Genomic DNA, 15888 nt, shown 5'->3' with positions numbered 1-15888 from the left:
GGACAGGGTCCGTCCGTCCCGTCATTGTGACGGGGCGGACGGACCCTGTCCGCGTTTGTTACGAAGGCGGGCGGGCCCGGTCGTCTCCTTGTTACGAAGACGGCCCGGCCCGGTCCGTCAGGTCAGCGGCAGCCGGTAGCGGCCACCGGCCAGCGGCTCGACCAGACCGTCGGAGACCAGCCCGTCCAGTGCGCGGGCGCGCTGCACCGGCTCGTCCCACACCGCGTCGAGCGCCGCCTGCGGCACCGGCCCGACCGCGTCCCGCAGCACGGCCAGCAACCTGCCGCGCACCTGCCGGTCCGTGCCGGCGTAGGTCTGGCCCCGGCGCGGCGGCCCCTGGTGCGCGGGCTTCCCGGCGAGCCGCCAGGCGCACTGCTCCGCGATCGGGCAGCGCGAGCAGTCCTCGTTCTTCGCAGTGCAGACGAGGGCGCCCAGCTCCATCGTGGCCGCCGCCCAGCGGGCCGCCCGCTCGTCCTCGTCGGGCAGCAGCTCCCGGGCGAGCCTGCGTTCGGCGGCGGTGGTCGCGTTCGGCGGGTACTGGATGCCGGCTGCGGCCCGGGCGAAGACCCGGCGGACGTTGGTGTCCAGGACGGCGTGCCGCTGCCGGTACGCGAACGAGGCCACGGCCGCCGCCGTGTACTCGCCGATGCCGGGCAGCGCGAGCAGCTGGGCGTGCTCGCTCGGTACGTCGCCGCCATGGCGTTCCGTTATCGCCTGGGCGGCCCCGTGGAGCCGTAGTGCCCGGCGCGGGTAGCCGAGCCGGCCCCAGGCACGGACCGCCTCACCGGGCGGCTCGGCCGCGAGGTCGGCGGGGCGCGGCCAGCGGGCCAGCCACTGCTCGTACACCGGGAGTACCCGGCTGACGGGGGTCTGCTGCAGCATGAACTCGCTCACCATCACACCCCAGGCACCCGCTTCGGGGCGGCGCCAGGGCAGATCGCGGGCGTGCTGGTCGAACCACCCGATGACGGGGGTGTGGAGGGAGGAGGGGGGCGTCTGGGTCGCAGTCGTGGCAGTCATCGCACCATCGATCCTGACACGGCGTTCCGGTAAGAGGCCCCACGCCCCGCGAGCCGTTGCGGCAAGTGGCCGATGGGGCCTTTTCCGCCCGGTCGAGGGCGTTGGCCCTGCGTAAACGTTTCATCGCACCGGGTCATTGCGGATGTGCTCGGCGGCCGAACTGGCCTTCGCGGAATGATGATCCGGAAAACTTGGGGGCCAAGGCGGCGGGTGGGGCGGGAGTTGGGCCGGATCTCTCGTACAGTTTGCGCCGTGGGATCTCTGCGTAGTCCGATCGGTCCGCTACCCTCCAGCATCTACTGGCGACGGAGGGCGGTCGCGGCGGCCCTGGTCGTGCTGCTCGCACTGCTGATCGCATGGGCCGTCACCTCGGGTGGCGGCAAGGGGAAGCCCCACGACGACTCCAAGGCGCCCGGCTCCAGCCCGGCCGGTTCGATCACGCCCGGACCTTCCGGTTCCGGCCCCGCGATCAGCGAACAGCCCGGCGGGGGCGGCGAGTCGGACGGCTCCGGCGGCAGCAACGGTGACGAGGACGGCAGTTCGGGCGGCGGTTCCGCCGGCACGGGCGGCTCGTCCGGCTCCTCGGACGCCAACGGCGGTGGCCAGGAGACCGGTTCCGGCTCCGCCTCCGGTTCGAGCTCCGGGTCGGCTTCCGGTTCCGGTGCCGAGGCCGCGCGGCCGGTGCCGGCGGGCTCCTCGCTCCCCGACTGCGTCCCGGGCTCGATCCGGCTCAGCCTGAAGACCGAACTCAGCTATTCGCCCGACGAGAAGCCGAAGTTCCGCCTCTTCGCCACCAACACCTCGTCCACCGCCTGCAAGGCCGACTTCGGCCCGAAGAGCGCGGTGTTCACCGTCACCGAGGCGGGCGGGGACGACGACGAGGTGTGGTCGTCGAAGGACTGCCCGCGCAAGCCGGCACCCGTGCTCCTTGAGGTGCCCGCCGGGACGACCGTCGTGCACACCGTGGAGTGGGACCGCGACAGGAGCGCCCCCAAGTGCGCGACCCCGCCGCCGGGGAGGGCGAAGCCGGGCACGTACCTCGTGGAGGCCAAGGCGCCGGGCGAGCCGGTGCAGCGCGCCTCGTTCGTCCTCGCGAAGGACTGAGCCCGCGCGGCCGGCCCGGGGCCTACACGTACCGTTCGAGGATCGACGACTCGGCCAGCCGGGACAGGCCCTCGCGCACGCTGCGCGCCCGGGCCTCGCCGACCCCGTCCACCGTCTGCAGGTCGTCCACGCTCGCCGCGAGCAGCTTCTGCAGACCGCCGAAGTGCTCCACGAGCCGGTCGATGATCGCGCCGGGCAGCCGCGGCACCTTCGCCAGCAGCCGGAAACCGCGCGGCGACACCGCCGAGTCCAGCGTCTCGGGCGAACCGCTGTAGCCCAGCGCCCGCGCCACCACCGGGAGTTCGAGCAGCTCGGTGTGGGTCAGCGAGTCCAGCTCGGTCAGCGCCTCCGCCACCGTGCGCGAACGCTTCGCGGTCGGCTCCGGCACGTAGTCCCGCACGACCAGCTCGCGCTCCGGCTCCACGCCCGCGATCAGCTCGTCCAGCTGGAGCGACAGCAGCCGTCCGTCGGTGCCGAGCTCCACCACGTACTCCGCGATCTCCGTCGCGATCCGGCGGACCATCTCCAGGCGCTGGGCCACCGCCGTCACGTCCCGGACGGTCACCAGGTCCTCGATCTCCAGCGCGGAGAGCGTCCCGGCGACCTCGTCGAGCCGCAGCTTGTACCGCTCCAGCGTCGCGAGCGCCTGGTTGGCGCGGGACAGGATCGCCGCCGACTCCTCCAGGACCCGGCGCTCCCCGTTCACGTACAGCGCGATCAGGCGCATCGACTGGGAGACCGAGACCACCGGGAAATTGCACTGCTTGGAGACCCGGTCCGCCGTGCGGTGCCGGGTGCCGGTCTCCTCGGTGGGGATCGACGCGTCCGGGACCAGTTGCACGCCGGCCCGCAGGATCTTGGTCATGTCCTTGTCGAGGATCAGGGCCCCGTCGAGCTTGGCGAGCTCCCGCAGCCGTGTCGCGGTGAACTCCACGTCCAGCACGAAGCCGCCCGTGCACATCGACTCGACGGTCTTGTCCATGCCGAGCACGATCAGACCCCCGGTGTTGCCGCGGAGAACGCGCTCCAGGCCGTCCCGCAGGGCCATACCGGGCGCGACGGCGCTCAACGAGGCGCGGATCAGCGCCTCGTTACCCGTGGTTTGGCCGGACTTTCCGGGCGATGCTGCCCGGTCGCTGGCTGCCACTGCACTCCTCCGGTCACAGGTTTGCGGTGCCCTCGTGGCCTGCCGCCGCGGAACGGGCCGGATCCGATCGAAGGACCCACGGGGATGTCTCGGACACCCCCCGGTCCCTCGTACCGTTCGTACGGACGGGCGAGACCAGGGCAAAGTCTACCGGCGCGCGTCGTCCTCCCGGGGGGCCTGTGCGCGGGTCCGGCGCGGGAGCGCCCTGAGCGCGTCGCCCATGTCGGCCACTTCCGTCACCTTCATACCCGCCGGGACCTTGCCCGGATCGGTCGGGACCAGGGCGTGCGTGAACCCCAGCCGGTGCGCCTCGGCCAGCCGGCGCTGGACCCCCGTGACCCGCCTGACCTCGCCCGCGAGCCCCACCTCGCCGATCGCCACCAGGTTCTTCGGCAGCGGTGTGTCGCTCGCCGCGCTCGCCAGCGCCAGCGCGATGGCCAGGTCGGCGGCCGGCTCCGACAGCTTCACGCCGCCCACCGTCGCGCTGTAGATGTCCCGCTTGCCCAGCGAGCTGATCCGGCCGCGCTGCTCCAGGACCGCGAGCATCATCGACACCCGGGACGTCTCCAGGCCCGACGTGGTGCGCCGGGGCGAGGGGATCTGCGAGTCCACCGTCAGCGCCTGCACCTCCGCGACCAGGGGCCGCTTGCCCTCCAGGGTCACGGTCAGGCAGGTGCCCGGCACCGGCTCGTCGCGCCGCGTGAGGAAGAGGCCGGACGGATCGGCGAGGCCCGTGATGCCCTCGTCGTGCAGCTCGAAGCAGCCGACCTCGTCGGTCGCCCCGTACCGGTTCTTGACGCCGCGCACCAGACGCAGCCGGGCATGGCGGTCGCCCTCGAACGACAGCACCACGTCCACCAGGTGCTCCAGGAGCCGGGGCCCGGCGATCGCGCCCTCCTTGGTGACGTGGCCCACGAGCAGCGTCGACATCCCGCGCTCCTTGGAGGCCCGGATCAGCGCCCCCGCCACCTCGCGGACCTGCGCCATCCCGCCCGGCGCGCCCTCGATCTCCGGCGAGGCCACGGTCTGCACCGAGTCCAGGACCAGCAGCGAGGGCTTGACCGCGTCGAGGTGGCCGAGCACCGCCGACAGATCGGTCTCCGCCGCCAGGTACAGGTGGTCGTTGATCGCGTGGATCCGGTCGGCCCGCATCCGGACCTGGGACGCGGACTCCTCAGCGGTCACATACAAGGTGCGGTGCTCGTCGGTCGCCGCCTTCGCCGCGACGTCGAGCAGCAGCGTGGACTTGCCGACGCCCGGCTCGCCCGCGAGCAGCACGACGGCCCCGGGCACCAGGCCTCCGCCCAGCACCCGGTCCAGCTCGCCCACGCCGGTGGGCCGGGCCGTGGCCTGCCGGCTGTCGACCTGGCCGATGGGCAGGGCGGCGGTGGACACCCGGCCCGCGGCCGTGGTCCGGACGGCGGGGGCACCGCCGAACTCCTCGACCGTCCCCCACGCCTGGCACTCGGGGCAACGGCCGAGCCACTTCGCGGTGGTCCAGCCGCATTCGGTGCAGCGATAGGACGGCCGGTCCTTCGCGGATTTCGTACGGGCAGCCATGGCGCCACCGTATCGGTGGGGTCGGACAACGAGGCGGGGGAAGCCTGTCCTTTATCGCGCGATACGTTCACCCGAAAGGGTTAAATCTACTCAAGGAGCACCAGGGGTCCGCCCCGCCCTGCCTACGGTCGCAAGGTGACGAGCAGCAGGCTGCAGACCCCCACGCACACCCCCGAGCCCCCCACGAACACCACCCGCGTGCACCGGGGGCAGCATCGCGCGCCCCACGCCTCGCCGAAGCAGCCGCCCGCCCGTTACGAGCCCCATCTCGACGGCCTGTTCACCTACTGCCTCTCCGTCCTCTGCGACCACGACGCGGCCACCGAGGCGCTCGGCGGCGTCCTCGCCCTGGCCGAACGGCAGGGCGCCCGCTGCCCGGCCGTCGCGGAGGAACGTAAAACCTGGCTGTACGCCCTGGCCCGGTGGACCTGCCTGCGCCGGCTCACCGAACAGAAGCAGGGCCGCCGCGCCCACCGCCGCCCCGACGACGCCCGGCCGCACCACGGCCCCGCACCCGAGGCGCACCGCCGGGAGCTGGCCCGGCTCGCCTGGCCCGAGGCGGCGGGCACCACGCCGGAGCAGCGCGAGGCCCTGGAGCTGGCCGTACGGCACGGGCTGACCCCGCGCGCGGTCGCCGCCGTCCTCGGCCTCGACGCCACGTCCGCCCGCGAGCTGCTGGCCGGCGCCGCCTGCGAGGTCGAGCGCACCCGGGCCGCCCTGGCCGTCGTCGAGAAGGGCAACTGCCCCACGGCCGGCCGGCTCACCGGCGACCACCGCGCGCTGCTCTCCGCCACCCTCCGCCGCGAGCTCGTACGGCACGTGGACGACTGCCCGCGCTGCCGCCGCGCCGCCGAGTGCGCCGGGGCCGGGCGACCGTGGCCCGGAAAAGCGGTGACCCCGGCCGCCGTGCTGCCCCTCGTGGAAGCGCCGGGGCCGTCCGCGTACGTGGCCATGCTGCACGCGCAGAAACACCAGAAGAATCGGTCCGCCACACCGCGCTTCGACCGCACCGGCTTCCCCGTGGACCCCAAGGACCACGCCGCGCGCCGCGACAGGCTGCGCTCCCGGGTCCTGACGACGACGGTCGTCGCCACCGTCGTCGCCGCCCCCGTCATCGCCCTGTGGTCCGCCTACCGGGGCGCCCCGCTCACCGGCGAGGGCCGCGACGGCTCCGCGGTCAGCGCCGCCGACAGCGACACCGGCGCGGGCGAAACCCCGTACGACCACTACGAGAACGCCGGCAACGCCCGCCCCGACGCCGGCAGCCGCTTCACGGACCGGGACACCCTCCCGGAGGTCTCCGCCGAGGTCGTCAGCCCCGGCGCCGGTCCGTCCCGCGCCCCGGACCAGGGCGAGGGCCGGCTCACCGTCGAGGCCCGCACCTCCGGCTCCGCCACCCTCGTCACGCTCACCGCGTCAAAGGCAGGACCGGTCTCCTGGTCCGCGGCCACCGACCGCTCCTGGGTACGCCTGAGCCGGACCTCCGGGAAGCTCGCGGCGGGCGGCAGCGTCACGATCCGCGCCGTCGTGGACCACGCGCGGGAACCCGCGGGCCCCTGGACCGCCCACCTCACGCTCGCCCCCTCGGGCGCGGTCGTCGCCCTGCACGGCTACGGGGCCAAGGCGCCCGGCACCTCGCCGCGCCCCGGCCACCCGCCGCGCGGCACCCTCCACCCGCGCCCGCCGGTCCCGGCCGACCCGACGCCCACCCCCACGGAGCCCGAGCCCACCCCGGACCCCCCCGAGCCGACGCCGGACCCGACCGACCCCACGCCCACCCCGACGGAGCCCGGGACGAGCCCGACCCCCGACCCGACCGGCTCCTCAGGACCGCCCGCGCCGCCGAAGGACCCGAGCACCCCGCCCCGGGCGGACTGACCGTGCAGCGTTTCTACGCCGGGTCCGCCGGGTGCGGGGCCATCGGCAGCAGCGAGGCGAGCCGCTGCTCGCACAGCTCGGTCAGCGTGGCGTACGCCTCCTTGCCCATCAGCTCGATGAGCTCCGGCCGGTACGACACGTACACCGGCTCACCCGCCCCGTGCGCCGACGTCGCCGACGTGCACCACCAGTGCAGGTCGTGGCCGCCCGGACCCCAGCCCCGCCGGTCGTACTCACCGATCGACACCTGGAGAACCCGCGTGTCGTCGGGCCGGTCGATCCACTCGTACGTACGCCGCACGGGCAGCTGCCAGCAGACGTCCGGCTTGGTCTCCAGCGGCTCCCGGCCCTCCCGCAGCGCCAGGATGTGCAGCGAGCAGCCCGCCCCGGCGGGGAAGCCCGGCCGGTTCTGGAAGATGCACGAGCCCTGCCAGCGCCGCGTCTGGCGCTCCCCGTCGTCGTCGGTCTGCGTCCAGCCCGTCTCCGAACCGACGTCGTGGAACTGCCACAGCTCCGGAGTGAGGCGCGCGACATGACCGGCCACCCGCTTCTCGTCGTCCTCGTCCGAGAAATGCGCGCCCAGCGTGCAGCAGCCGTCGTCCGCGCGGCCCGCCTGGATGCCCTGGCAGCCGCTGCCGAAGACGCACGTCCACCTGGACGTCAGCCAGGTCAGGTCGCAGCGGAAGACCTGCTCGTCGTCGGCGGGATCGGGGAACTCCACCCAGGCGCGCGGGAAGTCGAGCTCCGTCTCGTCGGAGGGATCGGGCTCCGCCGTCGCCGGCGTGTGCATCTCCACCTTCTCCACGTGCTTGATGTCCTGCGGGACGTCCGGCACGACGTCCCGCTTCTTCGTGGCTTTGCCCGGCTTCGCCTTTTTCGTCTTTGGCACGCGCCCAGAGTAAGGCCGACCGGCAGTAGCGTTCCCCGTATGAGACTCGGAGTCCTCGACGTGGGGTCGAACACCGTTCATCTGCTGGTGGTGGACGCGCATCCCGGCGCCCGCCCGCTGCCCGCGCACTCGCACAAGGCCGAGCTGCGCCTCGCCGAGCTCCTCGACGAGGACGGCGCGATCGGCCCGGTCGGCGTGGACCGGCTGGTCGGCACGATCGCCGGCGCGCTCGAAGCCGCCGAGGACAAGGGCTGCGAGGACGTCCTCGCCTTCGCCACCTCCGCGGTACGCGACGCGAGCAACGCCGATCAGGTGCTCGACCGGGTACGGGACGAGACGGGCGTCGACCTCGCGGTCCTCAGCGGCACGGAGGAGGCCCGGCTCACCTTCCTCGCCGCCCGCCGCTGGTACGGATGGTCCGCGGGCAAGCTGCTGGTCCTGGACATCGGCGGCGGCTCGCTGGAGATCGCGTACGGCATGGACGAGGAACCGGCCGCCGCGGTGTCCCTGCCGCTGGGCGCCGGGCGCCTCACCGCGGGCTGGCTGCCGGGCGACCCGCCGGACCCGGCCGAGGTGAAGGCGCTGCGCCGGCACGTACGGGCGCGCATCGCCCGCAGCGTCGGCGACTTCGCCCGCATCGGCCGCCCGGACCACGTGGTGGCCACCTCCAAGACGTTCAAGCAGCTCGCCAGGATCGCGGGCGCGGCACGCTCCGCCGAGGGCCAGTACGCGCAGCGCACCCTCAGCCGCAAGGCGGTGGAGGAGTGGGTGCCGAAGCTGGCCGCGATGACCACCGAGGAGCGCCAGACCCTCCCCGGCGTCTCCGAGGGCCGCGCCACGCAGCTGCTGGCCGGGGCGCTGGTCGCGGAGGGCGCGATGGACCTGCTGGACGTCGACGAGCTGGAGATCTGCCCCTGGGCGCTGCGCGAGGGCGTCATCCTGCGCCGCCTGGACCACCTGCCGTCGGACGGTCGAGCGGCGCTCGACTGAGCGCCCCCGGGGCCCGTGCGGCCCTTCTCACTTTCCGGCGCTCTCCCTCGGCGGGGCACACCACAGCCCGTACGCTGTCTGCGTGGCAGAACCAGTGGTGCGCGTCCCGGATGCGAAGGTCGCCCTGTCGACGGCCTCGGTCTATCCGGAGTCGACGGCGACGGCCTTCGAGATCGCCGCGCGCCTCGGCTACGACGGCGTCGAGGTCATGGTCTGGACCGACCCGGTCAGCCAGGACATCGAGGCCCTGCGCCGGCTCTCCGACTACCACCAGGTGCCGATACTCGCCGTCCACGCGCCCTGTCTGCTGATCACCCAGCGGGTCTGGTCCACCGATCCGTGGGTCAAGCTCCAGCGGGCCCGCGCCGCCGCCGAGAAGCTGGGCGCGTCGACGGTCGTCGTGCACCCCCCGTTCCGGTGGCAGCGCAATTACGCCCGTGACTTCGTCACCGGAATCTGGCGGATGGCCGACGAGACGGACGTCCGGTTCGCCGTCGAGAACATGTACCCGTGGCGCTACCGGGACCGCGAGATGCTCGCGTACGCCCCCGACTGGGACGTCACCAACGACGACTACCGGCACTTCACGGTGGACCTGTCGCACACCGCCACCGCCCGCACGGACGGCCTGGCCATGGTGGACCGGATGGGCGACCGGCTGGCCCACGTCCACCTGGCCGACGGCAAGGGCTCCAACAAGGACGAGCACCTGGTGCCCGGCCGGGGCGACCAGCCCTGCGCGGAGCTGCTGGAACGGCTGGCCGGTTCCGGCTTCGACGGGCACGTGGTCATCGAGGTCAACACCCGCCGTGCGATGTCCACCGCCGAACGCGAGGCCGACCTCGCCGAGGCCCTCGCCTTCACCCGGCTCCACCTCGCCTCGTCCGCCGAGCGCGCCCCGCGCTCATGACCGACGACGCGCCGGCCCCCAGGCGCCGGGGCCGCCCCGCCCGTACGTCGGCGGACACCGGCCCCGACGCGCGCACCCGCATCCTGGAGGCCGCCCGCACGGAGTTCTCCGAGCGCGGGTACGACAAGACCTCGGTCCGGGGCATCGCCCGCGCGGCCGGCGTGGACTCCGCGCTGGTCCACCACTACTTCGGTACGAAGGACGAGGTCTTCGCCGCCGCGATCGAGCTGTCCTTCGAGCCCGCCCTCCTGGTCCCGGCCGTCCTCGAAGGCGACACCCGGGACGTGGGCGAACGCCTGGCCCGCGCCTTCATCGCGATCTGGGAGAACCCGGCCACCCGCGCCCCCCTCCTCGCCGTACTCCGCTCCGCCCTCACCCACGAGGCCGCCGCGAAGGTCCTGCGGAGCTTCGTACTCCGGCGCCTGCTGGAGCGCGTGGCCGCGGGGCTGAACGTCCCGGACGCGACGTTCCGCGCGGAGCTGGCGGCGTCGCACATGGTGGGGATCGCGATACTGCGGTACGTGCTGAAGGCGGAGCCGTTGGCGTCGGCGCCGCCGGAGAAGATCATCGAGATGGTGGCCCCGACGCTCCAGCGCTACCTGGCGGACCCGTCCGCGCAGGGGCTTACGGGCAGCCCCTCCGGCGATTGAGGAGCGGGGTCCGGGGCAGAGCCCCAGGTTCCGGGAAGGGGCGGGGTGGGGAACAGGCCCGCCGCAGGCGCCCCAGCCCCAGCCTTCCGTATAGCGGACACCCGGTCCACATCCTGGCACCAACGGCGTACTCTCGACACCAGTCTCAAACGCAGTAAGGAGCGAAAGACGATGCCCACGCTGAGGTCCCGCACAGTCACCCACGGCCGCAACATGGCCGGCGCCCGCGCCCTCATGCGGGCCTCCGGCGTAGCGAGCGAGGACATCGGCAAGCCGATCATCGCCGTCGCCAACTCCTTCACCGAGTTCGTCCCCGGCCACACCCACCTCGCCCCCGTCGGCCGCATCGTCTCCGAGGCGATCAAGGCCGCAGGTGCGGTGCCCCGCGAGTTCAACACGATCGCCGTGGACGACGGCATCGCCATGGGCCACGGCGGCATGCTCTACAGCCTGCCCTCCCGCGACCTGATCGCGGACAGCGTCGAGTACATGGTCGAGGCCCACTGCGCCGACGCCCTCATCTGCATCTCGAACTGCGACAAGATCACCCCGGGCATGCTCATGGCCGCGATGCGCCTGAACATCCCGACGGTCTTCGTCTCCGGCGGCCCGATGGAGGCCGGCAAGGCCACCCTCGTGGACGGCACGGTCCGCAAGCTGGACCTGGTCAACGCGATCAGCGACGCCGTGGACGAGAGCATCTCCGACGAGGACATGCTCCGTATCGAGGAGAACGCCTGCCCGACCTGCGGCAGCTGTTCCGGCATGTTCACCGCCAACTCGATGAACTGCCTGACCGAGGCCCTCGGCCTCTCCCTCCCCGGCAACGGCTCCGTCCTCGCCACGCACACGGCCCGCAGGGCGCTGTACGAGAACGCCGGCCGCACGGTCGTGGACATCACCAAGCGGTACTACGAGCAGGACGACGCGACGGTCCTGCCGCGCGCCATCGGCAGCCGCGCCGCGTTCGAGAACGCGATGGCGCTGGACATCGCGATGGGCGGCTCCACCAACACGATCCTGCACCTGCTGGCCGCCGCCCAGGAGGCCGAGCTGGACTTCGACCTCGACGACATCAACGAGGTCTCCCGCCGCGTCCCCTGCCTCTCGAAGGTCGCCCCCAACGTGGCGCCCGGCGGGACGTACTACATGGAGGACGTGCACCGGGCCGGCGGCATCCCCGCCCTCCTGGGCGAGCTGCACCGCGGCGGACTGCTCAACGAGGACGTGCACGCGGTGCACGCCGACACCCTCGCGGACTGGCTGAAGAACTGGGACGTGCGCGGCGGCTCCCCGTCGCCCGAGGCCGTGGAGCTGTGGCACGCGGCCCCCGGCTGCGTCCGCTCCGCGACCGCCTTCTCGCAGTCGGAGCGCTGGGAGACCCTCGACCTGGACGCCGCCGGCGGCTGCATCCGCGACGCGGCCCACGCGTACTCCGAGGACGGCGGCCTCGCGGTCCTCAAGGGCAACATCGCGCTGGACGGCTGCGTCGTGAAGACGGCCGGCGTCGACGAGTCGATCTGGACGTTCGAGGGCCCGGCGGTCGTCTGCGAGTCGCAGGAGGAGGCCGTCGACAAGATCCTCCGCAAGGAGATCACGCACGGCGACGTCGTCGTCATCCGCTACGAGGGCCCGCGCGGCGGCCCCGGCATGCAGGAGATGCTCTACCCGACGTCCTTCCTGAAGGGCCGCGGCCTCGGCAAGACCTGCGCCCTGATCACGGACGGCCGCTTCTCCGGCGGTACGTCGGGCCTGTCCATCGGCCACGCCTCGCCCGAGGCGGCCTCCGGCGGCGCGATCGCGCTCGTCGAGGACGGCGACCGCATCCGGATCGACATCCCGAACCGTTCGATCGAGCTCCTGGTCCCCGAGGACGAGCTGGCCACCCGCCGCGAGGCGCTGAACGGCGTGTACGCCCCGAAGAACCGCGACCGCAAGGTCTCGGCGGCGCTGCGGGCGTACGCGGCGATGGCGACGAGCGCCGACCGCGGCGCGGTCCGCGACGTCTCGAAGCTGGGCTGACCCCGGTGTGCGGCCCCCGTGGACGCAGGGGCCGCACCCAGGTCTGACGGGTCCGCCCCCGACTGCGGGATAATCGACCCCGTGAGCGAGAACAGCGAGACCCCCGACGGCGTGGCCTCCGGCCCGTCCGAGCCCGCGACCCCGCAGGGCCCGCAGCCCGAGCCCCTCCGCTTCTTCGGGACCACCTGGGTCGCCCACGACGGTCACTACGGCCTGCGCCGCGCCGGCGCCGCCGTCGGTTCGCTCGCCGCGGCCGTCGCCGCCTGCTTCGTCCTGCGCTTCGCCTACCAGGGCCTGGAGATCGCCGACATCGGCGGTTTCGTCGGCGTGCTGGTCGTCGCGATGTTCGCCATCTGCAGCGCGGTCGCCTTCCGCAAGACCTGGGAGGGCTTCAGCCGCCGCCCGGCCGACCCGGCCCGCGAGGAGACCCTGCGCGGCCTGAAGGCCATCGGCTTCGTCGGCTCGCTGCTCGCGTACTTCTTCCGTACGTTCACCGAGGCGCCCGGCGAGAAGCTGCGGCGTACGGAGTACGAGGAGGCCACGGCCCGGTACGCGAAGCGCCGCGCCGCCCGCACCGGCAACCCCGCGTCCCGGAAGAAGAAGGGCCGCCGCGGCTGACGCACCCGGGGCCGGCGGGCACGATGACCGCATGACCACGACACACGCACCGGATGCGGTCCCGGGCCCCTCGCGCGCCCTGTCCTTCGACCGGGCCGCCGCCCAGTACGCCGCCGCCCGCCCCAGCTACCCGGACGCCCTGTTCGACGCCGTCGAGGACCCAGGGCCTGTCGCCCAGGAGGAACGGCTCCTCCGCTTCTTCGGCGTCGGCCCGGAGGAACTGGGCCCAAGGCGCTCGGCCGTCCAGGACCGCGACCTGCCGCCGGACCTCGCCTTCACCCACCGCCGCGTCCCGTGGACCCGGCGCGTCCCCCTCACCACCCACGTCGACAACCTCGGCAGCCACTCCGCGTTCCTGACCACCGACGACGAGGCGGCCCGAAGCTTCCTCGCCGAGGAGCGGAACCGGCTCCTGGCGGAGTTCCCGGACGGCACGGTGGAAGAGGCGTACGTCGTCGGGCTGAGCGCGGCCGTGCGCTGAACCTTGACGGCGACGCCCTGCGGAGAGAATATTCATCACATGATGAATTCTTCGGGCGTCGCCGTCGAGGCCCGTGGCCTCACCGTCCAACGAGGCAGCCGCACGGTCCTCAGGGGCCTCGACTTCACCGTCGAACCCGGCAGGATCACCGGCCTCCTCGGCCCCTCCGGCTGCGGCAAATCCACCCTCATGCGTGCCGTCGTCGGCACCCAGGCCAAGGTCACCGGCACCCTCCAGGTCCTCGGCAGCCCCGCCGGCCACCCCTCCCTGCGCCCCCGCGTCGGGTACGTCACCCAGGCTCCCTCCGTCTACACCGACCTCACCGTCCGGCAGAACCTGGACTACTTCGCGGCGGTCCTCCGGCCGGGCCGCGCCCACCGCGGCACCCGCCGCGACGCCGTCAGCCGCGCGCTCACCGAGGTCGACCTGACCAGCCACGAGGACGCCCTCGCCGGCAATCTCTCCGGCGGCCAGCGGACCCGCGTCTCCCTCGCCGTCGCCCTGCTCGGCACCCCGGACCTGCTCGTCCTGGACGAACCGACCGTCGGCCTCGACCCGGTCCTGCGCCGCGACCTGTGGCAGCTGTTCCACACCCTCGCCGCCGAACGCGGCACCACGCTCCTCATCTCCTCCCACGTCATGGACGAGGCCGAGCGCTGCCACCGCCTCCTCCTCATGCGCGAGGGCGAGATCCTCGCCGACGACACCCCGGACGCCCTGCGCACCGCCGCCGGCACCGACACCGTCGAAGAGGCATTCCTCCACCTGGTCGACGCGGCCGCCACCCGCAAGGAGAACGCCCGATGACGACTACGGCCCCTCTCAGCCCCGCCCGCACCCTCGCCACCGCCGCCCGCGTCCTGCGCCAGCTCGCCCACGACCCCCGCACGGTCGGTCTGCTCCTGCTGGTCCCGGTCCTCCTGATCACCCTGCTGCGGTACGTCTTCGACGGCAGCCCGCAGACCTTCGACTCCATCGGGGCCTCGCTGCTCGGCATCTTCCCGCTGATCACGATGTTCCTGGTGACCTCGATCGCCACCCTGCGCGAACGCACCTCCGGCACCCTGGAGCGCCTGCTCTCGATGCCGCTCGGCAAGGGCGACCTGATCGCCGGTTACGCGCTCGCCTTCGGCGCCGTCGCCGTCCTCCAGTCGCTCCTGGCCACCGGGCTCTCGGTGTGGGCCCTCGGCCTGGACGTCATGGGCTCGCCCTGGCTGCTGCTCCTGGTCGCCGTGCTCGACGCGCTGCTCGGCACGGCACTCGGGCTGTTCGTCTCGGCGTTCGCCGCCTCCGAGTTCCAGGCCGTCCAGTTCATGCCCGCGGTGATCTTCCCGCAGCTGCTGCTCTGCGGCCTCTTCATCCCCCGCGACCGAATGGCGCCCTTCCTGGACGCGATCTCGGACGTGCTGCCCATGTCGTACGCCGTGGACGGCATGAACGAGGTCCTCCGCCACACCGACGTCACCGGCGACTTCGTCCGCGACGTACTCGTCGTGGCCGGCTGCGCCCTGCTCGTCCTGGCCCTCGGGGCCGCCACCCTCCGCCGCCGCACCGCGTGACGGGGCGGTGCGAAGATGGCGCCGACGAGCACTGAGCACCGCGCACATCGAGCACCGCCCGGAGGGTGAACGGCATGACCCAGACAGTTGCAGTCCTCGGCACCGGCAAGATCGGCGAGGCCCTGCTCAGCGGGATGATCCGGGCCGGCTGGCGCCCGTCGAACCTGCTGGTCACCACCCGCCGCTCGGACCGGGCCGCCGAACTGCGCGACCGCTACGGCGTGGACGCGGTCACCAACGCGGACGCCGCCAAGCGGGCCGACATCCTCATCCTCGCGGTCAAGCCCCAGGACATGGGGCGCCTCCTCGACGAGCTGGCCCCGCACCTCACCGCCGACCGCCTGGTCATCAGCGCGGCGGCCGGCATCACGACCGCCTTCATCGAGGAGCGCCTCGCCGCCGGGACCCCGGTCGTACGCGTCATGCCGAACACCCCGGTCCTGGTCGACGAGGGCATGTCCGTCATCTCCGGGGGCAGCCACGCCACCGGAGAGCACCTCGCCTCGGCGGACACCATCTTCAAGGGGGTCGGCAAGACCCTCCGCGTCCCGGAGTCCCAGCAGGACGCGGCCACCGCCCTCTCCGGCTCGGGCCCCGCGTACTTCTACTTCCTCGTCGAGGCGATGACCGACGCCGGCATCCTGCTCGGCCTGCCGCGCGCCCAGGCCCACGACCTCATCGTCCAGGCCGCGATCGGCGCCGCCGTCATGCTCCGGGACAGCGGCGAGCACCCGGTCAAGCTCCGCGAGGCCGTCACCAGCCCGGCCGGCACCACCATCAGCGCCATCCGCGAGCTCGAGAACCACGGCGTACGCGCCGCCCTCATCGCCGCACTCGAAGCGGCCCGCGACCGCAGCCGCCAGCTCGCCTCCGGCAACGGCTGAACCAGCCCGCCGCGCCGGATCGTCCGCCGCCGGCGCGGTGCGCCGAGGCCGGGGGTTGACACGACCCGCCGACGTCCGTAGTGTGCTCCGAGTTGTCCGACGTGAGCGCCGGCCCAGGTCGGTCCCCGGACAGCCATTCCGCAGTAAACACAACGAGCACGCGACAGTTGTCGCAT

At 73.2% G+C, this 15888-nt stretch carries 15 protein-coding genes; 11 read left to right on the top strand and 4 right to left on the bottom strand.

The genetic code is table 11. The annotated features are described in order from the left end of the window. Positions 1–117: 117 nt before the first annotated feature. Entirely contained in the window at positions 118–1020 is a 903-nt protein-coding gene (locus tag OG242_RS13740; protein ID WP_405898445.1) for an A/G-specific adenine glycosylase, read from the bottom strand. A 333-nt stretch (positions 1021–1353) separates the two neighbouring features. Here OG242_RS13740 and OG242_RS13735 point away from each other — a divergent pair, with 333 nt between their 5' ends. Further along, positions 1354–2124 carry a hypothetical protein gene (locus tag OG242_RS13735; RefSeq protein ID WP_405901600.1) on the top strand — a complete coding sequence of 257 codons (771 nt, stop codon included), beginning with the start codon at positions 1354–1356 and terminating at the stop codon, positions 2122–2124. Between the two features lie 22 nt (positions 2125–2146). Here OG242_RS13735 and disA read toward each other — a convergent pair whose 3' ends face one another. Both disA and radA read right to left on the bottom strand, forming a co-directional pair. Then, on the bottom strand, positions 2147–3271 hold the full coding sequence (gene disA, locus OG242_RS13730) for a DNA integrity scanning diadenylate cyclase DisA (protein ID WP_405898444.1): 1125 nt from the start codon (positions 3269–3271) through the stop codon (positions 2147–2149). 147 nt (positions 3272–3418) lie between these two features. Then, a complete protein-coding gene (gene radA, locus OG242_RS13725; protein ID WP_405898443.1) occupies positions 3419–4831 on the bottom strand; it encodes a DNA repair protein RadA in 1413 nt (470 codons plus the stop codon). Between the two features lie 135 nt (positions 4832–4966). Between radA and OG242_RS13720 the strand changes: the two genes are divergently transcribed. Continuing rightward, positions 4967–6709, top strand: coding sequence for a hypothetical protein (locus OG242_RS13720; protein ID WP_405898442.1), 1743 nt, complete (start codon positions 4967–4969; stop codon positions 6707–6709). A 13-nt stretch (positions 6710–6722) separates the two neighbouring features. On the opposite strand, the gene OG242_RS13715 is transcribed toward OG242_RS13720, so the two are convergent. Then, positions 6723–7499, bottom strand: a complete 777-nt coding sequence (locus tag OG242_RS13715) for a hypothetical protein (protein ID WP_405901599.1) — start codon at positions 7497–7499, stop codon at positions 6723–6725. 138 nt (positions 7500–7637) lie between these two features. Here OG242_RS13715 and OG242_RS13710 point away from each other — a divergent pair, with 138 nt between their 5' ends. The 9 genes from OG242_RS13710 (at position 7638) to proC (ending at position 15712) form a co-directional block, all read left to right on the top strand. Further along, a complete protein-coding gene (locus tag OG242_RS13710; protein ID WP_405898441.1) occupies positions 7638–8588 on the top strand; it encodes a Ppx/GppA family phosphatase in 951 nt (316 codons plus the stop codon). Positions 8589–8670: 82 nt separating this feature from the next. Beyond that, positions 8671–9498, top strand: a complete 828-nt coding sequence (locus OG242_RS13705; protein WP_093708256.1) for a sugar phosphate isomerase/epimerase — start codon at positions 8671–8673, stop codon at positions 9496–9498. Further along, positions 9495–10148, top strand: coding sequence for a TetR family transcriptional regulator (locus OG242_RS13700; RefSeq protein ID WP_405898440.1), 654 nt, complete (start codon positions 9495–9497; stop codon positions 10146–10148). The genes OG242_RS13705 and OG242_RS13700 overlap by 4 nt, the downstream gene beginning before the upstream one ends. Before the next feature lie 171 nt (positions 10149–10319). Continuing rightward, on the top strand, positions 10320–12170 hold the full coding sequence (gene ilvD / locus OG242_RS13695; RefSeq protein WP_405898439.1) for a dihydroxy-acid dehydratase: 1851 nt from the start codon (positions 10320–10322) through the stop codon (positions 12168–12170). A gap of 81 nt (positions 12171–12251) precedes the next feature. After that, positions 12252–12788 (top strand): hypothetical protein, encoded by a 537-nt coding sequence (locus tag OG242_RS13690; protein WP_405898438.1) that lies wholly within the window; start codon positions 12252–12254, stop codon positions 12786–12788. 31 nt (positions 12789–12819) lie between these two features. Then, positions 12820–13269 (top strand): hypothetical protein, encoded by a 450-nt coding sequence (locus OG242_RS13685; protein ID WP_405898437.1) that lies wholly within the window; start codon positions 12820–12822, stop codon positions 13267–13269. 39 nt (positions 13270–13308) lie between these two features. Beyond that, a complete protein-coding gene (locus tag OG242_RS13680; RefSeq protein WP_405898436.1) occupies positions 13309–14076 on the top strand; it encodes an ABC transporter ATP-binding protein in 768 nt (255 codons plus the stop codon). Then, on the top strand, positions 14073–14828 hold the full coding sequence (locus OG242_RS13675; RefSeq protein ID WP_405898435.1) for an ABC transporter permease: 756 nt from the start codon (positions 14073–14075) through the stop codon (positions 14826–14828). The genes OG242_RS13680 and OG242_RS13675 overlap by 4 nt, the downstream gene beginning before the upstream one ends. Before the next feature lie 74 nt (positions 14829–14902). After that, positions 14903–15712, top strand: coding sequence for a pyrroline-5-carboxylate reductase (proC, locus tag OG242_RS13670; protein WP_405898434.1), 810 nt, complete (start codon positions 14903–14905; stop codon positions 15710–15712). Positions 15713–15888 lie beyond the last annotated feature (176 nt).

The organism is Streptomyces sp. NBC_00727, assembly GCF_045161745.1.
GTDB lineage: Bacteria > Actinomycetota > Actinomycetes > Streptomycetales > Streptomycetaceae > Streptomyces.
The sequence above is the reverse complement of the archived record's forward strand: the minus strand, read 5'-3'. Positions and strand labels throughout refer to the sequence as shown.